The 21858-nt window shown below is 41.0% G+C and carries 17 protein-coding genes and 3 pseudogenes; 19 read left to right on the top strand and 1 reads right to left on the bottom strand.

Annotated features, from left to right (window positions below):
• The first annotated feature begins 120 nt into the window (after positions 1–120).
• Positions 121–852 carry a hypothetical protein gene (locus tag ROSEINA2194_RS17970; RefSeq protein WP_009861011.1) on the top strand — a complete coding sequence of 244 codons (732 nt, stop codon included), beginning with the start codon at positions 121–123 and terminating at the stop codon, positions 850–852.
• A gap of 148 nt (positions 853–1000) precedes the next feature.
• Positions 1001–2655, top strand: a pseudogene (locus ROSEINA2194_RS23705) (putative manganese-dependent inorganic diphosphatase).
• 40 nt (positions 2656–2695) lie between these two features.
• Here the strand turns inward: ROSEINA2194_RS23705 and ROSEINA2194_RS17960 are convergent.
• A pseudogene (locus ROSEINA2194_RS17960) lies at positions 2696–3547 on the bottom strand (AraC family transcriptional regulator).
• 284 nt (positions 3548–3831) lie between these two features.
• Here ROSEINA2194_RS17960 and ROSEINA2194_RS17955 point away from each other — a divergent pair.
• From ROSEINA2194_RS17955 to ROSEINA2194_RS21385, 17 genes and pseudogenes are all read left to right on the top strand, one after another.
• Positions 3832–5015: pseudogene (locus tag ROSEINA2194_RS17955) on the top strand (trans-sulfuration enzyme family protein).
• A gap of 87 nt (positions 5016–5102) precedes the next feature.
• Entirely contained in the window at positions 5103–5954 is an 852-nt protein-coding gene (gene dapF, locus ROSEINA2194_RS17950; protein WP_009861002.1) for a diaminopimelate epimerase, read from the top strand.
• 111 nt (positions 5955–6065) lie between these two features.
• The gene (locus ROSEINA2194_RS17945) at positions 6066–7547 is read left to right on the top strand and encodes a UDP-N-acetylmuramoyl-L-alanyl-D-glutamate--2,6-diaminopimelate ligase (RefSeq protein ID WP_009861001.1); all 1482 of its coding nucleotides are present in this window, start codon (positions 6066–6068) and stop codon (positions 7545–7547) included.
• Between the two features lie 334 nt (positions 7548–7881).
• Positions 7882–8343: a hypothetical protein gene (locus ROSEINA2194_RS17940; protein WP_172727170.1), complete on the top strand. Its 462-nt coding sequence runs from the start codon at positions 7882–7884 to the stop codon at positions 8341–8343.
• A 63-nt stretch (positions 8344–8406) separates the two neighbouring features.
• The gene (locus tag ROSEINA2194_RS17935; RefSeq protein ID WP_044928817.1) at positions 8407–10209 is read left to right on the top strand and encodes a helix-turn-helix domain-containing protein; all 1803 of its coding nucleotides are present in this window, start codon (positions 8407–8409) and stop codon (positions 10207–10209) included.
• Positions 10210–11251: 1042 nt separating this feature from the next.
• Positions 11252–11890 (top strand): hypothetical protein, encoded by a 639-nt coding sequence (locus ROSEINA2194_RS17925; protein ID WP_009860997.1) that lies wholly within the window; start codon positions 11252–11254, stop codon positions 11888–11890.
• Positions 11891–12002: 112 nt separating this feature from the next.
• Complete coding sequence (locus ROSEINA2194_RS17920; protein WP_009860995.1) at positions 12003–12518, top strand: hypothetical protein; 516 nt, start codon at positions 12003–12005, stop codon at positions 12516–12518.
• 110 nt (positions 12519–12628) lie between these two features.
• Positions 12629–14203: an ABC transporter substrate-binding protein gene (locus tag ROSEINA2194_RS17915; RefSeq protein ID WP_009860994.1), complete on the top strand. Its 1575-nt coding sequence runs from the start codon at positions 12629–12631 to the stop codon at positions 14201–14203.
• 91 nt (positions 14204–14294) lie between these two features.
• Entirely contained in the window at positions 14295–14657 is a 363-nt protein-coding gene (locus ROSEINA2194_RS23295; protein ID WP_009860993.1) for an ABC transporter permease family protein, read from the top strand.
• Positions 14627–15220 (top strand): ABC transporter permease, encoded by a 594-nt coding sequence (locus tag ROSEINA2194_RS23290; RefSeq protein WP_330370612.1) that lies wholly within the window; start codon positions 14627–14629, stop codon positions 15218–15220. The genes ROSEINA2194_RS23295 and ROSEINA2194_RS23290 overlap by 31 nt, the downstream gene beginning before the upstream one ends.
• Before the next feature lie 83 nt (positions 15221–15303).
• Complete coding sequence (locus ROSEINA2194_RS17900; protein ID WP_044928836.1) at positions 15304–16128, top strand: ABC transporter permease; 825 nt, start codon at positions 15304–15306, stop codon at positions 16126–16128.
• A 41-nt stretch (positions 16129–16169) separates the two neighbouring features.
• Positions 16170–17060 carry an ABC transporter ATP-binding protein gene (locus tag ROSEINA2194_RS17895; RefSeq protein ID WP_009860990.1) on the top strand — a complete coding sequence of 297 codons (891 nt, stop codon included), beginning with the start codon at positions 16170–16172 and terminating at the stop codon, positions 17058–17060.
• Complete coding sequence (locus tag ROSEINA2194_RS17890; RefSeq protein WP_044928813.1) at positions 16996–17760, top strand: ABC transporter ATP-binding protein; 765 nt, start codon at positions 16996–16998, stop codon at positions 17758–17760. The genes ROSEINA2194_RS17895 and ROSEINA2194_RS17890 overlap by 65 nt, the downstream gene beginning before the upstream one ends.
• A gap of 137 nt (positions 17761–17897) precedes the next feature.
• Positions 17898–19709: a translation elongation factor 4 gene (gene lepA, locus ROSEINA2194_RS17885; protein ID WP_009860987.1), complete on the top strand. Its 1812-nt coding sequence runs from the start codon at positions 17898–17900 to the stop codon at positions 19707–19709.
• Positions 19705–20958, top strand: a complete 1254-nt coding sequence (gene hemW / locus ROSEINA2194_RS17880; protein ID WP_044928811.1) for a radical SAM family heme chaperone HemW — start codon at positions 19705–19707, stop codon at positions 20956–20958. Before lepA ends, hemW begins: the two co-directional genes overlap by 5 nt.
• 14 nt (positions 20959–20972) lie before the next feature.
• Positions 20973–21674, top strand: a complete 702-nt coding sequence (locus ROSEINA2194_RS17875) for a GNAT family N-acetyltransferase (protein ID WP_009860985.1) — start codon at positions 20973–20975, stop codon at positions 21672–21674.
• Between the two features lie 6 nt (positions 21675–21680).
• Positions 21681–21842, top strand: a complete 162-nt coding sequence (locus ROSEINA2194_RS21385; protein WP_009860984.1) for a hypothetical protein — start codon at positions 21681–21683, stop codon at positions 21840–21842.
• Positions 21843–21858: the final 16 nt, after the last annotated feature.

Below are 21858 nucleotides of genomic sequence, written 5' to 3'. Positions count from 1 at the left end.
ACCTTAAACTGTCAGCTACAGGATAACATAATGTAAAGGAAGGTTTTTCCTTTACAAGAAAAAGCGCAAATGGTAAAATAAATATAGTTTATTTTAGGCTGGCTGTGGGAGGAGACGTAAATGGCAGGTCTGTTTCAGAGAATAGCACAGAATTACCGGAAGAAGAAAAAAATTACACAGCCGTCTGCAAGGCTGTATGCAAAAGAAGATAAAACAGAACACGCAGGAAAAGCGGTGCGTGCTAAGGAAAGGATACATAGTAAAGTGGAAAAAGAAGATTTTTTATTAAGTCAGATCGATGAATTCAGGGAGAAAGCAAAACAGTTACAGAATTTATTGACATCCAAGGAGAGCAAGGTACAGGAGCTGCAGAATCTTGTGAATGAGAGAGAAGACAAAGCGCAGGAACTAGAGCAGATCTTAAGTGAGAGACAGGAAGAGGCAGATGAGATCGTATCTGATTTCAGCAAAAAAGTAGACGAGCTTGCAGAACGTGTCACCGCGAAGATGAATGAGATTGAAATAAGTGTCTCAAAGCAGGTCGCAGATGTGAAGAGAGTGACTGAGGAACAGTTAGAGGCAAACCGCAAGTTAAATGAGAATCAGATCGCAGCCAGCAAAAAGCTTGGAGAAGATCAGATCGAGGCAGGCAGGCAGTTTATCGAAGAACAGACAGCAGCCAATAAGAAAGTAAGCGATGAGCAGGTCGCAGAAGTGAAGGCATTGCTGGAGAATGCAACCTCCCAGCTGGATTCTATCAAAACGGATCTTTCAGAGAAAGTTCACTCCGAGAATGTAAAATGCTATCGCAATATTCAGGATCTGTTCAACGAGTTTGATTCTAAAAATTGAAAAAATGGATGAGATGGAGAAAAGCGTTGGCGCTGTAAAGGGATATGTCAAAGTACTTTCCTGGTTTTCCATTATCAATTTTGTGATGTTGGTTGCATTTATTTTATATTCATTAGGCGTTTTTAATTTTTAAGGTAGTGAGGAATTTATGAATATTGAACCAAAAAAAGTATGGGTTGTCGGACATAAGAATCCGGATACGGATTCGATATGTGCGGCAATTTCTTATGCATATCTGAAAAATCAGCTGGGAGAGCGCCAGTATGTACCAAAGCGTGCTGGAGCGATCAGTGAGGAAACCCGGTATGTGCTGGATTATTTTAAGGTGGAGGATCCGAAATTAATTACAGATGTAGGGGCACAGCTCAAGGATATTTCCATCCGCAAAACAGCCGGAATTAGTTCTCAGATTTCATTAAAAAAAGCATGGGAAACCATGAAAAAATTAGATGTCGTAACACTTCCGGTGACAAACCGGCTTGGAAAGTTAGAGGGTGTGATCGTAACAAAGGATATTGCAACCTCTTACATGGATGTTTACGACAACCGGGTGTTGTCCAAAGCGAGAACCCAGTATAAGAATATTGCAGAGACACTCGATGGTAATATTATCGCGGGTAATGAACATGCGTATTTTATCCGTGGAAAAGTTGTTGTCGGAGCGTCTGATCCTGCATATTTATCGGAATATATTGAAGCAGATGATATGGTGATCTTAGGACCACAGAAGGAAGCGCAGATCCGTGCGTTGGAGTCGAATGCAAGCTGCATTATTGTTGGACGTGGTTTTGAAGTGGATCCGGAAGTGGTACAGATGGCAAATAAAAAGACTGTATCATTATCACAACATCATACGACACATTTTCCATTGCAAGGCTCATCAATCAGAGTATGCCGATCAAAGAATTTATGACGAGAGAGCATCTTGTGACATTTGATATTGACGATTATGTGGATGACATCAAGGAGACAATGTCTAAGATCAGGCATCGTGATTTCCCGATTCTGGATGAAAATGGAAACTATCTCGGAATGGTATCCAGACGTAACCTGATGAGCATGCAGAAAAAACAGATCATTCTGGTGGATCATAATGAGAAGTCGCAGGCAGTTGATAATATCAATGAAGCGGAGATTTTAGAGATCATCGATCATCACAGGATCGGAAGCTTAGAGACAATCTCTCCGGTCTATTTCAGAAATCAGCCGTTGGGATGTACGTCCACGATCATTTACCAGATGTTCGGTGAGAAAAATATCGAGATCCCGCAGCATATTGCAGGATTGTTATTGTCAGCGATTCTGTCAGATACGTTAATGTTCCGTTCTCCGACCTGCACACAGCTAGACATTCTGGCTGCAGAGGCTCTGGCAAAGATTGCAAAAGTAGATATTGAGACACATGCAAAGAACATGTTCAAGGCGGGAAGCGATTTCAAAAATAAGACGACTGAGGAAATTTTCTATTCTGATTTCAAGATTTTCCATACGGATGAGTTTGACTTCGGAGTTGCACAGATCAGCGCCATGAGCCGTGAAGAACTTGATAAAGTAGCAGAGAAGCTCCGTCCGTTCTTAAAAGAAGTTCTGGGTGAGAAGCGAATCGACATGGTTTATGTGATGCTGACAGATATTTTAGAAGAGTCTTCCAAGGTGATTTTTGAGGGACATGATGCAGGCAAGATTCTTGCAGATGCATTTGAAAGAGAAGAAAATGAAAATGGCATCCTCTTAGAGGGAATCATTTCAAGAAAGAAACAGTTGATTCCGACTCTTATGAATGCCATGGCTGAAAAAGTGTGATCGGTCATGAAAAGAACAAGAAACGAAAGAACCTGATCATTTATTGGATAAGAGTGCTTTGGCGTAAATCTCTCGGAGATTCGCCAAAGCATTTTTTATAGGCACGGGAAAATGTGGAATAGTTCTTAAATCCACATTCGTAACAGACATCTGTGATCGGTTTCCCGGATAAAATCAGTTCTTTGGCGAGCAGCAGACGCTTGGTGGAGAGATAACTGCCGATGCTGTAGCCGGTCTGTTCCTTAAATGTGTGCATGAGATAATAGCGGCTTAAGTAAAAACGGGAGGAGAGATCGTCAATACTGATGGATTCTGTTAAGTGTTCATTCAGATAATTTAAAATGGACAGTATTTTTTCACTCGAAGCGGAAGTCTCGATAAATTCTATTTTATTGTGTCCGGCGGCGCGGTTTAATTGGATCAGAAACTCTAAAAATAAAAGTTTATGATGCAGTTCATGTGCAAAATCAGAATCCGAGAGGGAAGCATCCAGATCTTTGGTAACCGCACCTAACCGACTGTTTCCAAAGGAGTGGACACGCAGTACATGGGACTTTTCTTCATAAGCTTTTTGAAAACACAGGCTGAGATCGCTGTCCGAATCCCGGTATGCGGTCAGAAAATCCGGCGAAACGTAAATAATAATACGGTCATAGACAGCATCGGAGTGAATGACCGGTTTGTGGACTTCCCCGGCGTGCACTAGGACAATATCATTTTTTTCAGGTCATAAGAACGTCCTTCGATACAGTAGGTCACATCTCCATTCAACAGAATCAGAATCTTGTGAAAATCGTGATAGTGGTAGTGGAAGGAGCGCATTTCCTCGTCTTTTAAATGAAACATTTTTAAAATCTGTTGTCAGATAGCCTACTTTTTTATATTCTGGCATAATAAGTATCCTTTCCGTTTGTAAAATAGCCTGTTTTAAAGTTCAGACAGGTTTTTCGCATGGGTAAGTAAGCCTGCATCGCAAATGATAGATTTATTATAAAGAAAAAAAGCACAATTTGCAATATAGACAACACAGAAGTTGTATATGTTTTAAATTGTGTTTTGTATAATTAGCTTATATATGGAAGGCAGACAGATTTTCTGAGGCTTTACATAGGCAGTTTCAAAACAGGAAAAGATAAAGACAGAAGAACATGATAAGCAGAAAGGCGGATTTATATTATGAAGAATTTCAGCAATTATACAGATTATGACAAAAAAGATAATTTACATTTTGAATCCAAAGCGGTACATGGGGCGCTCGGAACAGAACCGTTGACCGGAGCAGTCAGCATGCCGATTTTCCAGGCAGTGACTTACAGACATCCGGCACTTGGAGAATCCACAGGCTTTGCGTACAGCCGTCTGGAAAACCCTACCAGACAGGAGTTAGAGCGTACCATGGCAATCCTTGAGGGTGGAATCAAAGCATTTGCATTTTCCAGCGGACAGGCTGCAAATATGGCTGTATTTTCTCTGCTGAATCCGGGAGACCATGTTCTTCTTTCTGATGATATTTATGGCGGAACCTTCCGTATTATCGGTGACGTGTTCGGAAAATACGGCATTGAGCACACTTACGTGGAGATGGATGATCTTGACGCAGTGAAGGCAGCAATCAAGCCAAATACAAAAATGTTTTTCGTTGAGACACCGACCAACCCGATGATGAAAGTGGCAGATATTCAGGCTTTATCTGAGATTGCAAAAAGCGTTGGGGCACTTATGGTGGTTGATAACACATTTTTAACACCATATTTCCAGAATCCATTAAAACTGGGAGCTGACATTGTAACACACAGCTCCACAAAATATCTTGGCGGACATAACGACACACTTTCCGGAATCGTTGTGGTGAAAGACAATGAGGAGATCGCAGAGAAGATCCATGTGCATATCAAGTCTCATGGAAGCCAGTTAGCACCGATGGACTGCTGGTTGTTACTCCGCGGAATCAAGACACTTCCGGTTCGTATGGACAGACATAACGAGAATGCAAAAAAAGTGGCGGAGTGGTTAAGAACCCAGCCAAAAGTAAAAAAGTTTACTATGTTGGATTTGAGGATCACAAAGATTATGCGACAACCATCAAACAGACGAGAGGCTTTGGAGGTATGATCTCCTTTACCGTGGATTCTTTTGAGACCGTTCAGAAAATCCTTCGAAACGTGGATATGATCATGTTTGCAGAGAGTCTCGGCGGAACAGAGACACTGATCACTTATCCGACCACACAGACACACGAGGATACACCGAAGGATGTCAAGGAAAAATTAGGCATTACAGACCGCTTCCTGCGTATGTCTGTCGGTATTGAAAATGTGGAAGATATCATTGCCGACCTTGACCGTGCAATGAATTCATAAAAGAAATGGATAGGGACTGTCAGAAGATGGCAGTCCCTGGATTTGTCTCTAGGATATAGGTAAAAAGACACAGAAAGAGGGAAAACTATGAAATTTACAAAAATGCAGGCGTTTGGAAACGATTATGTATATATAGATGCAATTCATCAGGAACTTAAAAATCTGCCGGAACTTGCAAGATTCGTAAGTGACAGGCATTTTGCGATCGGTTCTGACGGAATGGTTTTGATCTGCCCGTCAGACAAGGGGGATTTCCGTATGCGTATGTTTAACCCGGACGGAACGGAAGGCGAGATGTGCGGAAATGCACTGCGCAGTGTCGGAAAATACGTGTACGACCACAGACTGACCGATAAGACAGAGCTTGTGATCGAGACTCTGGGCGGCATGCAGCATCTGACACTGACAGTGACAGACGGTTATGTATCTAACATCCGGGCAGATATCGGGGAACCGAGACTTTCTACAAAAGTGATCCCAATCAACACAGAAATGGATACATTTGTCGATCAGCCGGTACAGGTATTAGACCGCACCTTTCACATTACTGCGGTTTCATGGGGAAATCCGCACTGTGCAATGTTTGTCGATTCTGTGGCAGAACTTGACGTGGAAAAATACGGAAAAGAGATTGAATATATGACATCCATTTTCCCTAATAAAACGAATGTTACTTTTACGGAGTTTGTGAGCAGGGATTATCTGAAGATCCGTGAGTGGGAGCGCGGAACCGGTGAGACGATAGGTTGTGGAACCGGATGCGCTACTGCGGTAGTGACTGCGATTCTGACCGGAAAATGTGACCGCAAGGTGACCGTGGAACAGATTGGCGGACCACTTCTGATCGAGTGGGATGAGAAAACGAACCATCTTTTTATGACAGGTCCATCCCATACCGTATTTGAGGCTGAGATCGATGCATCCCATATTTTAAAATAAGATGATCACGGAAACCTGTATGCGAAAAGAATAATTGTTTTACGAGTATTTTTATAGCCAGATCAGAAAATAAGAAAAACGATACGTTGAAAGAAAAAAGGAAACGATAAAATGAAATTAAGTAAGATTTGTGAGGAAATTGAATACACACTTCTTCAGGGAAGCCTTGAAACAGAAGTGCGTGATATTATTTATGATTCCAGAAAGATTGCACCGGAAACGATGTTTGTCTGCATGGTAGGGGCAGTGACAGACGGTCATAAATATATCCCGGATGCGGTCGAAAAAGAAGCTTCCGTGATTGTGCTGGAGAAGGAAGAGGAGGCAGCGCAGATTCCAGAAAACATCACTGTGTTAAAAGTGGAGTCCGCTCGTCTGGCACTTGCGCTGATGTCCGCTGCATTGTTTGACCATCCGGCAAGAAAGCTTGTCACCATCGGACTGACCGGAACGAAAGGAAAGACGACCACCACTTATATGATCAAAAAAGTACTTGAGATGGCAGGAAAGAAAGTCGGACTGATTGGAACCATCGGTGCGATGATCGGTGAAGAACATCTTCCATCAAAAAATACAACACCGGAATCCTACGAATTACACCGCATGTTTGCTGCTATGGTGGAGGCTGGCTGCGAGTATGTCGTGATGGAAGTTTCCTCACAGGGATTGAAATTAGACCGCACTGCGGGAATCCTGTTCGATTATGGTATTTTTACAAATCTGTCACCGGATCATATCGGACCGGCAGAGCATGCCTCATTTGAGGAATATATGGAGTGCAAGAGCCTTCTGTTCCGCCAGTGCAGGATTGGAATTGTCAACGCAGATGATGAACATGTGGACGGTATCTTAAAAGGACATACATGCGAAGTGAAAACGTTTTCGGCAGAAAGAGAAGCAGATCTCATGGCATCTGATATTGGATTTATCAACGAGGATGGAAAGCTTGGAATGCATTTTAACGTGACAGGCTGCATGGACTGTCAGGCGAAAGTTCATATTCCGGGAAGATTTTCAGTATACAATTCCATGGTGACCATGTTAGTGTGTCATCTGGCTGGAATTTCGGACGAGGCAATTTTAGAGGGACTTTCCAAAGTGCAGGTAAAAGGCAGGGTGGAAATGCTTCCGGTATCCAAAGACTATACGCTGATCATTGACTATGCACATAATGAAGTGAGCACAAGAAGCGTTCTCACGACATTGATGGAATATCACCCAAAGCGTCTGATCTGTGTGTACGGCGGCGGCGGCAACCGCTCTAAACTCCGCAGATATGATATGGGTGAGGTGACAGGTGAGATGGCAGATCTCTGTGTGCTGACCTGCGATAACCCAAGGGATGAGGAAATCCGTGATATTAACAATGATATCAAAGTCGGTCTGGCGAGAAGCAACGGCAAATACATCGAGATTGACGACAGGAAAGAAGCGATCGCTTACTGCATGAAAAATGCAAAGCCGGGCGATATGATCGTGCTCCTCGGAAAAGGACACGAAGATTATCAGGAGATCAAAGGTGTGAAATATCATTTTGATGAGAGAGAAGCGGTGGCTGAAATCTTGGATGAGATGAAGGCAGGAAAACGTTAAGTTTTTATCAGACAAATGAAAATAAGAAAACGCCGGGTTTAGAGCGTTGATGAACAAAAAAGAAAAGCCCTGAGGGAATGTATGCAGACATTCTTTCAAGGCTTTTCCAAATTAAGAAGGGGGTTATAATTAATAAAACCCATGTCGTGGTATCACCACAACAATTAATATTATGCACCAGATTCGACAAAAAATCCAGTGAATTTATTGTGAACAAAAAATGTACGAATGTGGTTATAGATTGTAGAAATTCAGTAAAACGTCATATGTTTTGAGGTGGAAAGATGATATAATGTACGCGAAGGCAAAAGTGTGCATGGAATGGGTGAAATTTATGACACGAAAGTACGATATAGGAATGTTTTTGGTATATATAATAATATTATGTCTGATTGTTTCACATAAATATCCTCAAAACAGTGAGAACCTTATGAAAATGACATCAGATGATCCATTCGTGATAGAAAATAAAGAATTCACGTTAGCTGATTATGCGTACACAGAAAATAAGTCATCCTTCTTTTTCATGTTAAAAGATGAAAATGACAACACTTACATAATGTCTGCAACTAAATTCCCACTTGTAGACAGATATGAGTTATTGGATCGCAAAATATTTTATGATAAAGAGATTTTAGAAAAGAAAGATTTTTACAACAAAGTAGTTGTTGTGAATGAAAACGACAAGTTAGTCCTTCAAGAAAAAAAGATATTTCCGATACAGTACTTGTGTATTGTATTAACGGCAGTTGTTTTGATAATTCGGATTCTTGCTGGATTTATAAAAAAAAGATGAATGAAAGTCCAATTTTCGATACGGAAAATTGGACTTTTCGGCAAGTTGGGAGAAGATAGAAAAATGGGATTAGATATTGGTAGACTTTTATATGGGATACGAACAAAATATCAGATTAGCGTGAATGATATTTGTAGAGGTATTTGTGGAGTATCAACCTATTGCCTGTATGAAAATGATGAAATGATACCAGATATATTATCGGTAAATATATTTTTGGACAGGATGGGATTTGGAATATTGGGATTGACGGCTTATATTTCTGAAAAAGAAGTAGTTTATTTTAAATGGAAAGAAAGTACCAGAGCGTGTATTCGAAATGAAAACTATAAAAAACTGGGGATGTTACTGGAGCATATGCCGACCGGAAATGTTTCACTAAATAAGAAGATCAGAGAGCAGTATGCATGGTTCATAAAAGGGATTGTGGCTGAGAAAGATACTGCAGATTTAAAGAAAGCAACAGAATGTTATGAGAAGGCATTGGAATGTACCTGTGGTTTTTTGATAAAATCGCAGAAAATAGAGGGAACTTTCAGTGTAAGAGAGATACATATTTATGCTATATATCTGAATTTGTTATGCAAAGTAAATCCAAAGGAAAAAGAAGAAGTTATTTCAAGATTTTATCAGTTAATGCAGTATGTTAATGTTCATTATGTAGAAGAACAGCAGAAAGTAAAGATATATCCGCTTCTTGTCTGTCTTTGGGGCAATCTTGTAATAGAGGGGAAAGATACAGAAGGCTCATTTGAAATATTTGAAAAAACACTTGAATTATTGCGAAAACAAAAATCGTTGTATTGTTTATTGGAAATTATGCGTCTGCATATTTTGGTAGGTTTGAAAGAAAAGCGGGATATGAGCAAAGAGCAGGAAGATATCAAGATATTACAAAGTTTTTTTGAAGAATTTGGCTATCGAGCTCAAAGTCAGATATATGTGCCGCAGTCAAATGAAATTATGCTGGAGCATGTAGGACAATATCTTTCAACAGAAAGAAAAAAAGTAAATTTCACACAGGAAAAAATCAGTGATGGAATCTGTAGTGTGGAAAGTTATTCAAGGATTGAAAATGGTCGTAAACCAACACGGAATAATTATAAAGCATTAACAGAAAAAATTGGTACGGAGAATCGATATTATATAGAATTGGTCAATACAGGAAATATTGATGCGTTACTTTTGCGTAGAGAAATCTCATATGAGTTGTTTATGGAAAAAAATGAAAGATTGCCAGAATTATTAGAGGAGTTGAAGACGGTTTTAGGCGAAAAAGAAGTGGCGAAAAATAGACAGTATTTGGAATTTTTTCAAGTTTCTATAGAAGAAAACACAGGAAGAAAAACATGGAATCAGTGCTGTGATATGTTTCGTAATATTTTGTCTTATACGATGAACGAGAAAGAAATTGGTAAAAAAAGACATGTTTATACTATGCTTGAAATTAATTTAATTGATCACATATCTGTATGCATGGCGAAAGATGGAAAATCAGAAGAAGCAATGCATCTTATAAAAGCTTTTTTAGATGATATGGATTTCATGAAAACAGAAAAATATTATGAAACTTTTTTGGCAAAACTAAACTATGCTAGATGGAGATCGGATAGGGGAAATTTTGATGAGGCAGAATGTATATATAGAGAAGGAATAGAACAAAGAATACGGAGAAACAAAACGGAATTATTAGATGAATATATTGGAGAGTATGCATATAATAAATATTTAAAAAATAATATTAATGAAAAGCAAGATGTGAAAAGATATTTATTATATGCATTGGTATTAAGCAGAATGTATGGAACTCAAAGAGTCTACAAAACTATCTTACAGTTTTTGAAAAAGATAAATGAAGAAGATTAAATATTTTTGTTATCATTTTCACCTAAAAGTGATGTCGGAGCAACAGACGAAGCAGAACTGATAAAGGTGTATTTTCCGAAATTCACGGTGACAAGTAATAATAATAAAATAAATAAAGTTTTGTTTTTTTCATATGAAGTTATTCTCCTTTTCTTTTGAATACACTCATTTTAGGCGCAAGTAGTACAAAATAACATGACGTTTTATTGAAAAAATATTTTAATGAAACGTCATGTTATTTCGAAGATGAAATTGGTATTATTGAAGTATAGAATAATTTATTTATCATAACTTTGGATAACGGAAATGATAAATAAAAAATCAGCGCTGGTTAACGATTAAATGATGATGTGTAGTTGTGAAAGGGGTGAAAATATCAATAATGGTGTTTGGAATTAAAGAAAGTTTAATTCAGTAGAGCAAGATGTAGTGACTTCTTGATATTGGCAGCATGAAGAAAATTATTTTGTGATCAGTTGACAAAAGTTAATTATTTAGTAGAAGGGAGTTTTAACAAATGAGTTTGAATTTAAAAAAGATATCTGGAAAATGTATTTGTTTTTTAATTTTGTTTTTTCTAGTTTGTTTTATAAGTTATCCGGTTAAAGCAGGAGTAATAACAAATTCTACTCAAAAGAAACAATTATTTGCAGTTCCGGGGGTGGGTGGTCTACAATAACCGTTGAGGTTCATTACAATGAAAATTATACAGCGAGTGGAAGTAACAATAAATTTACAGGAAGATCAAAGACAGTATTTTTTAATAGGGCATATACAACATCATGTCCTGTATGTAGTTTGGACAACGTCAAACATTCAAATGGAACCGTTTTTTCGAGCTGGACGAAGGGACAATTATATGTTGATACATCTAAATGGGAAAATGGTTCAACATATGATAATACGACATCTGTAACATATTCTGCAACAACAAGTAATACAGGAACATTAAGTTTTATGCTGTCTTGTAGTGGAGGTATGCCAGCTTCGTCAGCAGATTCTGTTAGATTAAATTTGAATACAAAGTAGGAGGCGGGGTTATATGAAAAAAAAGATACAGGCATTGTGTGCATCTTTTTTTATGGGAATTTTATTTTTAATGGTAGGAATCCCAATATTAGCAGAACCATCTTATGAGACCAAGTTTTCTGATTGGGGAAATTTGCTTAAACAATATGCAAATGATGAAAATGGAAATGAAATGATATATGCGAGAGGAAAGAATGGAGTTATAACAAATAAGGAAGTAGAACAGGCAATGATGTTTTATACTACTTTTGGAATGAATCAAGAGGATGCAAGGAAACAGGCTGTTTTATATGTGGAGGAGAGGGAAGCGTTATATCAGCAGGCAATTGAAGCAGGGTATACAGTGACAGATCAAGAAGTATATGATTATCTAGAAAAGTTAAAGGTATTTATTAAACAGTCTGATAATAAAGAAGATGCAATGGCGATTATAGAGCAATTCGATTCAGAAGAAGATTATTGGAATTATGAATTCGAAGTATATAAAAAAGATTTGCCGATACAGAAGTATATGGCAGCAAAGGAAAAAGAGTTTAAAGAAGTTGCGCCACAGGCAAAAAGCATAAATGAAATAGAAGAAGAATGGCAGGATTATTATGAACAAATAAAAGCGCAGGCTGTTGAAAACGAAGAGTTTAAAGTAGTAGATTAAATTGCATATATATATTATAATCGAGTTTAGAAGAGGAAAATGAAATGAAGAAAAACTTATCGGAATCAAATCTTTATTTTAACAATAATGTCAGCGGCTAAGGAGGATATATATGGGGAAAAAGAGAATATATGTGGCATTATGCCTCATCGCATTGGCGATGCTTGGAATATGTTTCTTCTATTTAAAGAAAACAGGATGGGGAATGACAGGTGACAAAGCATGGAATGAATTATTGGATCTGGATAAAAATGTGACAGTAGAACAACTTGAGGCAAAGGGATATATAAATGTAACGGGATGTCTGGATGAAGAAAACGAAACTATTAGTGAATTTATCGATAATGCAGGAAACAGGCGTCCGGCTGTTCTTAGACTTACAAGTAATGAGAATGATGATTTGTGTGCTAAGATACTGTTATATGATAAGGATTATAACCTGATTCAGATGTGGACGATGTATCCCAACAGACAGCAGGCTGTAGCTCCGGGAAAGTGTTTTTCAACGGATGTGGTTTCAAGTTATAAAGATGGAGTTGTAACAGTAACATTAAAAAATATCCAGAATCCAACGGTTCCGACAGAAGAAATACTGCAGGATGAGATGCTTTATAAATGGAAAAATTAAAATTGTCAAAAAATTAACAAAATAGCTTGTTTTTTCATGTTGTGTGATAGAATAAAAAAGCAATTGAATAATGAGAGGAAAAAGCAATTCGAAGAGGAGAAGAGCAAATTATGAAAAAAAGATTACACATTCTTTTCATGGCACTTCTGGCAATGGCTGTACTGGGCGGATGTGGCGCAGATGGCACAGGAGAGTCTTCGGAGGATACTTCCTCTAAGGAGCAGAATGTACAGGAGACAGAAATCAGTGAAGGACCTGTATACGGCGGCTCCGTTGTTGTAGGCATACAGCAGGATATTGACAGTCTTGACCCACATAAGGCAACTGCGGCAGGAACTAAAGAGATTCTGTTTAATGTTTTCGAAGGTTTGGTAAAACCGGATGAGAACGGTAACCTGATTTGCGCTGTAGCAAGTGATTACAGCATCTCAGACGATGGATTAGTATATACTTTTACATTGAGAGATGGTGTGAAGTTTCATAATGGTAATGATGTGACATGTGAGGATGTGAAGTACTCATTAGAAAGAGCAGCAGGTCTTTTAGATGGAACACCATTAGTAGCAACTTTACAGACAATTCAGTCAGTTGATATTTTAGATGACAAGACGGTCCAGGTGACAGTGGATACACCGAATACAGAACTGATCTACAGTTTTGTAACTGCAATTATTCCTGCAGGAAGCGGAGAAGATGCAGAGGCGAATCCGGTTGGAACAGGACCGTTTTCTTTTGTTTCTTACACTCCACAGGAGGGAATCGTTCTTGCGAAGAATGAAAATTACTGGCAGGAAGGACTTCCTTATCTTGATGAGGTAGATTTTAAAATTGTGGGAAGTGCAGATACTGCATTGTTAGAGCTTCAGGGTGGAAGCATTGATATTTATGCATACCTGACAGATTCCCAGGCGAATGAGTTAAAGGACAGCTTTAATGTGATCTCATCCCCATCCAATGTTGTGCAGGCATTGTTCTTAAACAATGACTATGAACCGCTTTCTGATGTGAAGGTACGTCAGGCGATCTGCTACGCACTGGATAAAGATATGGTGAATGAGTTCGTAGCCGGTGGAAACGGAACACTCATCAGCTCTGCAATGCTTCCTACATTAAAATATTACTATGAGGACTTAAATGATCTTTATGGTACTTCTGCAAATGTGGAAAAGGCAAAAGAGCTTCTTACAGAGGCAGGATATGCAGATGGATTTGATCTTGCGATCGCAGTTCCGTCTGTTTATGAGTTCCATATGCAGACCGCAGAGGTTGTGGTAGAACAGTTAAAAGCAGTAGGAATCAATGCAACAATTGATGCTGTAGAATGGAATACCTGGTTAGAAGATGTTTATACCAACAGAGAGTATCAGGCAACGATCAGTGGTATCACATGCAGTGACCTCACACCGGGATATCTGCTGAACCGTTTCCAGACAGATTCGAAAAAGAACTTTGTGAACTTCAAGAGCACAGAGTATGATGAACTCTGGAAAGCGACACAGGCAACACAGGATGCAGCAGAGAAGGCAGCAGATTATAAGAAGCTTCAGACGATCCTTGCCGATGAAGCAGCCAGTGCATTTATCCAGGTTCCGGCGAACACAACAGCATTTAATAAGAACCTTGCAGGATACAAATTCTATCCGATTTATGTACAGGATATGAGTACAGTTTACTTTGTAAAATAAGACGGACACAAAAAATAGTGCCGTTATCATCTGATCAGAAAGGAAAGCAGACACATGAAATTTTTAATAAAAAAAATAATGCACTCTCATTATGACATTGTTTCTCGTTTCAGTAGCTGCTTTCCTTGCTTTTCAGGTAATTCCGGGAGATGTGGTACGTTCCATATTAGGAACGGAGGCAACACCGGAGAGAGAGGCACAGCTTCGAGAAGAGCTTGGATTGGATAAACCACCGGTAGAACGGTATATTTCCTGGGCAGATGATGTGCTGCACGGGGATTTTGGCGTGAGTTACCGGTATTCCAAGAATATGAATGAAATGATGCCCGTGAAGGAATTGATAGGAGATAAGCTGCCGGTGACACTTTATCTGGCAGTGCTTTCATTTGTCATGATCGTACTTGTGTCAATTCCTTTGGGGTATTGTGGGCAAAATGTGGAAGCAGGTTCTTAGATGCAGTCTTTGGAGTCTTGACGCAGGTCACGATGGCGGTTCCATCATTTTTTCTTGGAATTTTAGTGACTTACCTGTGTGGCATTGTATTAAAATGGTTTGTACCGGGCGGGTACATAAGTTATCAGGAGAATATGACCGGATTTTTAGCATATTTACTGTTCCCGGCAATTTCGATCGCTTTACCGAAAATAGCGATGACTGCACGCTTTTTGCGTAATTCCATGTTGACGGAGATGAAGCTTGACTATGTGAGGACTGCTTACAGCAAGGGCTGCAGCAAGAATCAGGTCATGTTTGGCCATGTCTTAAAAAATGCCATGATGCCGGTCATTACATTTCTCGGCATGATGATCGCAGAAATTTTGGCAGGAAGTATCGTGGTAGAACAGGTGTTTGCACTGCCTGGGATCGGCAGGCTTTTGATCAGTTCGGTCGGAACAAGAGACCTTCCGGTTGTGGAGATTTTGATTTTGTACATTACATTCGTGGTGATTTTTGTTTATTTTATCGTGGATATTCTTTACCGGGTGATCGATCCGAGAATCCGTAAGAGTGAATAAAAGCCGCAGGACAGATGTTTCCTTTTGCAGAGGAGCAGGCGGCATTGTGCAGGGATAGGCTTGTGATACGGAGTGTGAAACCTATGGAAAATAAGAAAAGAAAAAAATGGAACGGATATCTTGCAGCAGGCCTGTTTATGACAGGTCTTGCTGTGTTTTTGGGGATTTTAGGATATTTCTGGACACCATACAGTACAACTGCCATGTCGGCGGCAGAGAAATTTACAGCACCTTCCATGCATCATATTTTTGGAACAGACAATTTCGGAAGGGATATTTTTTCAAGAGTGATGCAGGGATTGGGAACAACGCTTGTGATCAGCACATCTGTTGTCCTTTTTTCAGCTGTGGCAGGTGTTTTGTTAGGAGCATTTACCGGATATTTCGGAGGCATTTTAGATGAGATCCTCATGCGTATCACGGATGCGGTGAACGGATTCCCAAGTATTCTGCTTACGCTTGTGATCATATCTTTACTTGGAAAAGGCAGGCAGAATGTGATCATCGCACTTGGGATCGTATTTATCCCAAGCTTTGTGCGGATTGTCCGTGGAGAGTTTTTACGTCTTCGTGATGCGGATTATATAAAAAGAGCAAGGCTGATGGGAGTAGGCAGACTCCGGATTCTGTTTATACATATTTTACCTAATATTTTTTCCGTGCTGCTTGTTTCGGTGATGATCGGTTTTAATAACGCGATCCTTGCGGAGTCCGGTATGAGCTATCTTGGAATCGGAGTACAGGCACCGGATGCGAGTCTTGGCATGATGCTGTCAGATGCACAGGGATATTTGCAGACCGCACCATGGTATGCACTATTTCCGGGACTTGCGATCGTATGGATCGTGCTTGGATTTTCACTGCTGGGCGAGGGTATCCGGAAATGGGATGGGAGCAGGGCAGAGTAGAGGCTATGTGGTAGAATGAATGACAGACTGGGGATAAGTATATGAAAGTGGAACAGCAAAAAGACAGCAAACAGAAAAAAATCGTTCAGATAGAAGATTTATCCGTTTCTTTTGATGGCATGGAAGTTGTTAAGCATGTAAATATAGAAGTGAACAGTGGTGAGATCGTAGGAATTGTCGGAGAATCAGGATCCGGAAAATCAATCACCTCACTGACACTCATGGGGCTTCTGTCAAAGCAGGCACAGGTGACATCCGGGAAAATAATCGTGGATGGGGAAGTATTAAGAGAAGCAGACAGACCTTTTGATGAGCGGCTGTACCGCAGATTTCAGGGAAGCCGGATGTCCATGATATTTCAGGAGCCGATGACCTCCTTAAATCCGACAAAAAAAGCCGGTGTCCAGGTGGATGAGATCGTAAGGCTTCATACGGATCTAGAGAAAGAGAAGCGTTACGAAAAAGTACTGGAAACATTTCAGGCAGTCGGGCTTAAGGATGCGAAGAAGGTTTATGACAGTTATCCGCACCAGCTGTCCGGAGGCATGAGACAGCGGGTGATGATCGCCATGGCGGTGATCCTGCATCCGGATCTGATCATAGCAGATGAGCCTACGACAGCATTGGATGTGACGATCCAGACACAGATCGTGGAATTGTTAAAAGACATCAACAAGAGTGAACAGAATGCAATGCTTTTTATCACACATGACCTGAATCTGGCAAGACGTATCTGCCATAAGGTCGTTGTCATGAAAGACGGAGTTGTGGTGGAAGCAGATGAAACAGAGAAGATTTTCATGCACCCGAAGGAAGCATACACAAGAAATCTGATCGAGGCAGTTCCTTCCAGGTTAAAAGCCGAGGATTTCCGTAAAAAAAGAAAGCAATACAAAGGTTCTTACGGTAAAAGATCTGTCTGTATATTATGAAGACAGAACCAATTCCATTTTCAAAAAGAAAGAAAAACAATATGCGGTAGAACATGTCAGTTTTGATGTGTATGAGGGAGAAAGTCTCGGTCTGGTCGGTGAGAGCGGCTGCGGAAAGACGTCGCTTTCCAAGGCAATCCTTGGAATGCAGGAGCATATGTCGGGAGAGGTGAGCTGTCATGTCAGCCGCCCCCAGATGATTTTTCAGGATCCGTACAGCAGCCTGAATCCATCCAAAACGATCGGGTGGCTATTGATGGAACCGCTCAGGGCAGCCGGTATTCTGGATAAAAAGTGTGCAATGTCTAAGGCTGACCGTAAGGCGGCGGCTTATGATATGCTTGCCCGCGTCGGAATGGATGAGAAGTATTTCCATCGTCTGCCATCCGAATTGTCCGGGGGACAGAGACAGAGGATCAGTATCGCACAGGCGCTTATCACAAATCCGGGGTTTATCATTGCAGATGAACCGGTGTCTGCACTGGATGTGACCATTCAGGCACAGATCATGGAACTTTTACAGAAGCTGCAGGAAGAAATGAACCTGTCATATCTGTTCATATCCCATGATATCAATGTAGTTTATCATATGTGCGACCGTATCATGGTTATGAAGGATGGAAGAATGATTGAAATAGGGGAGACAGAAGATATTTTTCACGATCCGAAAGAAGCCTATACGAAGAGTCTGCTCGTATAACAAAATAAATGTATGATAGTATAGCCGGGATTTCATATAATAATTGCCGAAACAATGTGAGTATGGTAACATATATAGGCAAAAGAAAAGCTTTGAAAGAGAAATTTTCTATTTTTAAGAAACAGGAGAAATAAAGAGTGGCAATTGATCAGAGTAGAATTCGTAATTTTTGTATTATCGCACATATCGATCACGGCAAATCAACGCTGGCGGATCGTATCATAGAGAGTACCGGAACACTCACAAGCCGTGAGATGCAGGCACAGGTGCTCGACAATATGGATTTGGAAAGAGAGCGTGGAATCACGATCAAATCGCAGGCAGTCCGTATTATTTATAAGGCAAAAGATGGGGAAGAGTATATTTTTAACCTCATTGACACACCGGGACACGTGGATTTTAACTATGAGGTATCCAGAAGTCTGGCGGCGTGTGACGGAGCAATTTTAGTTGTGGATGCAGCACAGGGCGTGGAGGCGCAGACACTTGCTAACGTGTATCTGGCGTTAGACCATGATCTGGATGTTATGCCGGTCATCAATAAGATTGACCTTCCGAGCGCACAGCCGGATGAAGTGATTCAGGAGATTGAGGATGTGATCGGAATTGAAGCGCATGATGCACCGCGGATCTCTGCAAAAACCGGACTGAATATCGATCAGGTGTTAGAGCAGATCGTGGAGAAAATCCCGGCACCGACCGGTGATCCGGATGCACCGTTAAAAGCACTGATTTTTGATGCGCTTTATGATTCCTACAAGGGCGTGATCGTGTTCTGCCGTGTGAAGGAAGGAACGGTAAAAGTAGGGGATAAGATCAAAATGATGGCAACCGGAGCTATGGACGAAGTGACTGAGGTTGGATACTTTGGTGCAGGTCAGTTTATTCCGTGTGATGAGCTGTCTGCAGGTATGGTAGGTTATATCTGTGCGAGCATTAAGAACGTGCGGGATACCCGCGTGGGCGATACAGTAACGAATGCAGACCGCCCATGTGCAGAGGCACTTCCGGGATACAAAAAGGTCAATCCGATGGTTTATTGTGGTCTTTACCCGGCGGACAGTGCAAAGTATCCGGATCTGAGAGATGCACTGGAAAAATTACAGATCAACGATGCCTCTTTGTATTTTGAGCCTGAGACATCCCTTGCTTTGGGCTTTGGATTCCGCTGCGGTTTCCTTGGACTGCTTCATTTAGAGATCATCCAGGAACGTCTGGAGAGGGAATTCAACCTTGATCTTGTGACAACGGCTCCGGGCGTTGTATACAAGGTGCATAAGACAAACGGCGAAGTCATTGACCTGACAAATCCGTCAAACTTGCCGGATCCGTCCGAAATTGATTACATGGAAGAACCGATCGTCTCAGCGGAGATCATGGTGACAAAGGATTATGTCGGTGCGATCATGACCTTATGCCAGGAGCGGCGCGGTGTCTATATCAGCATGGAATATCTGGAGGAAACACGTGCACTCATCAAATACGATCTTCCGTTGAACGAGATCATTTACGATTTCTTTGACGCATTAAAATCACGTTCGAGAGGATATGCGTCTTTTGACTATGAGATGAAAGGATATGAGCCGTCTGAGCTTGTAAAACTCGATATTCTCATCAATAAGGAGCAGGTGGACGCCCTTTCCTTTATCGTGTTCAAAGACAGTGCTTATGACCGCGGAAGAAGAATGTGCGAGCGCCTGAAAGAAGAGATCCCAAGACATTTATTTGAGATCCCGATCCAGGCAGCTGTCGGTGGCAAAGTCATTGCGCGAGAGACGGTAAAAGCAATGCGTAAAGACGTACTTGCCAAGTGTTATGGTGGTGATATCTCCCGTAAGAAGAAACTTCTGGAGAAACAGAAGGAAGGTAAGAAACGTATGCGTCAGGTTGGTAACGTGGAGATCCCGCAGGAAGCCTTCATGAGCGTATTGAAATTAGACGAGGATTAAGATTTTGGAGTTATATATTCATATTCCATTTTGTGTGAAAAAATGTGATTACTGCGATTTCCTTTCTTTTGCGGCAGACGAGCAGACGCAGAAGAGTTACGTGGCGGCACTGCAGAAGGAACTTGCTTTTTACGGAGCAAAGTATAAAGATCGCAGGATCACGACGATTTTTATCGGCGGCGGTACCCCTTCCTGGCTGAAGGAAGACTATATGCAGGCAATCATGGAGACGGTATATCACTATTTTTCGGTGGAACAGGATGCAGAGATCACGATCGAGTGCAATCCGGGTACAATCACGGAGCATAAATTTGAAGTTTATCGCAGAATCGGAATCAACCGTCTGAGTATCGGATTACAGTCGGTGCACAATGAGGAGCTTAAGATTCTTGGAAGGATCCATACGTTTGAGCAGTTTTTAAAGACGTATGACATGGCGAGAAAACATGGATTTTCCAATATCAATATCGACCTGATGAGTTCATTGCCGGGGCAGACACCGGAGATTTTCTGTGATTCCCTGTATCAGGTTTTAAAATTAAAACCGGAACATATTTCTGCCTACTCACTCATCATTGAGAAGGGCACGCCGTTTTATGAACTGTATCGGTTTGATGCAGTCAGGCAGGAGGCGGGCATGCAGACAGAATCTCTCCCGACGGAGGAGGAGGAGTACCAGACCACGAAGATGATACAGCACATTTTAAAGGAGGCCGGTTATCACTGGTATGAGGTTTCCAATTTTGCAAAGCCGGGATATGAGTGCAGACACAATATCGGTTACTGGAAACGTGTCGATTATCTCGGTGTGGGACTTGGTGCATCTTCCCTGATCGACAATGTACGGTATTCCAATACGAGGGATCTGTACACGTATCTGTCAGAATGTGAAAATATTCACGATTGCTATATGCAGTATCCGTTAACTGAGGGTGTGACAGGCAGTGCGGTTTATTCTGCTGACGGCACGCACATACTGGTTCCGGCAGTAAACCTGCATGCGGCAGCAGAGCAGACTACAAGGAACGAGCAGATGGAGGAATTTATGTTTTTGGGTCTCCGCATGAGGGACGGCTTTTACCGGGAAGAATTCACACAGGCATTTGGCATTCCAATCGAGGCAGTCTACGGAGACGCATTGAATCATTTGCAGCAGGAAGAACTGCTCTTAAAACGTGAGGGCAGGATTTATCTGACTGACAAAGGGATGGACTTAAATAATTATGTGGTGGCACAATTTATGCTGTGATCTTGTGTAGATGAATGTTGTATTATCGGAAATTCGGTTTCGAGATTGGATGTTTCGGAAAGCAGTGTCAGTATCTTTTGTCCATGATTCTTTCTTTTGATATGAAAGATGGCTATTTTGTATTGGTGGATGAATCCAACCGGAAACAGGTGCTTTCAGATGTAAAGCAGTTGTACGGAGCATGGGAAGTGAAGTATAACGGTATGATCCACAATGAAGGTTATGAATATGCGTTTGTGACAGAGTCTAATCCGTATAAGGATCAGGAGTTTACATACCTGTATTACCGTGGCAGTGGGAAGCCGTCAGCTTATTTTACCATCCATAAAGAGATGCGGAACGAGGGACAGATTGTTGTCTGCACTCGGTTAGTTTATGCAGGGAAGGAAGGCCTTCAGGGATTTTTAGCACTGGTAAAAACAATGGAAAGCGATCATGTGCAGGTAATCTTTACGATTCCTGCATGCAAGACGATGGAATGTCTGGTAAAGGAATGGTCTATGGGAGCTTTTTCTGAAAATCAGATACCGCTTGGCATGGTGAGAGTGGTGAATGTGGAGCGTGTGTTGAAAAAGGCGGCTTACCGTGGAAACGGACAGGTGATCCTTGGGATAACCAATTCTGTATTACCACAAAATAACGGCAGTTACTGGATTCGTTTTACCAACGGAACACTGACTGCGATTGAGCGTATGCCACAGGATCAGGTGCCGTAGATTACCATGGATATTGCAGATTTTGCACACGGTATTTTCCGGGGATTTGCAGAGGGTGAGATATCAGATTACGATTCGGTAGAGATACTGGATCAGAAGGTAATACAGAATGGAACCATCGGGCAGATTTTTTATCCAAAGAAAAACTTTATTATGGAGTACTTTTAAAAAAATATTTCTATAT

This window comes from Roseburia inulinivorans DSM 16841 (assembly GCF_000174195.1).
GTDB lineage: Bacteria > Bacillota > Clostridia > Lachnospirales > Lachnospiraceae > Roseburia > Roseburia inulinivorans.
Note: the sequence above shows the minus strand (reverse complement) of the source record. Positions and strands in the feature narration are given on the sequence as shown.

Coding starts and splice junctions, on each gene's coding strand:
- ROSEINA2194_RS17970 (WP_009861011.1), top strand. CDS start 121: ATGGCAGGTCTGTTTCAGAGAATAGCACAGAATTACCGGAAGAAGAAA.
- dapF (WP_009861002.1), top strand. CDS start 5,103: ATGAAATTTACAAAAATGCAGGCGTTTGGAAACGATTATGTATATATA.
- ROSEINA2194_RS17945 (WP_009861001.1), top strand. CDS start 6,066: ATGAAATTAAGTAAGATTTGTGAGGAAATTGAATACACACTTCTTCAG.
- ROSEINA2194_RS17940 (WP_172727170.1), top strand. CDS start 7,882: ATGACACGAAAGTACGATATAGGAATGTTTTTGGTATATATAATAATA.
- ROSEINA2194_RS17935 (WP_044928817.1), top strand. CDS start 8,407: ATGGGATTAGATATTGGTAGACTTTTATATGGGATACGAACAAAATAT.
- ROSEINA2194_RS17925 (WP_009860997.1), top strand. CDS start 11,252: ATGAAAAAAAAGATACAGGCATTGTGTGCATCTTTTTTTATGGGAATT.
- ROSEINA2194_RS17920 (WP_009860995.1), top strand. CDS start 12,003: ATGGGGAAAAAGAGAATATATGTGGCATTATGCCTCATCGCATTGGCG.
- ROSEINA2194_RS17915 (WP_009860994.1), top strand. CDS start 12,629: ATGAAAAAAAGATTACACATTCTTTTCATGGCACTTCTGGCAATGGCT.
- ROSEINA2194_RS23295 (WP_009860993.1), top strand. CDS start 14,295: ATGACATTGTTTCTCGTTTCAGTAGCTGCTTTCCTTGCTTTTCAGGTA.
- ROSEINA2194_RS17900 (WP_044928836.1), top strand. CDS start 15,304: ATGGAAAATAAGAAAAGAAAAAAATGGAACGGATATCTTGCAGCAGGC.
- ROSEINA2194_RS17895 (WP_009860990.1), top strand. CDS start 16,170: ATGAAAGTGGAACAGCAAAAAGACAGCAAACAGAAAAAAATCGTTCAG.
- ROSEINA2194_RS17875 (WP_009860985.1), top strand. CDS start 20,973: ATGTTGTATTATCGGAAATTCGGTTTCGAGATTGGATGTTTCGGAAAG.
- ROSEINA2194_RS21385 (WP_009860984.1), top strand. CDS start 21,681: ATGGATATTGCAGATTTTGCACACGGTATTTTCCGGGGATTTGCAGAG.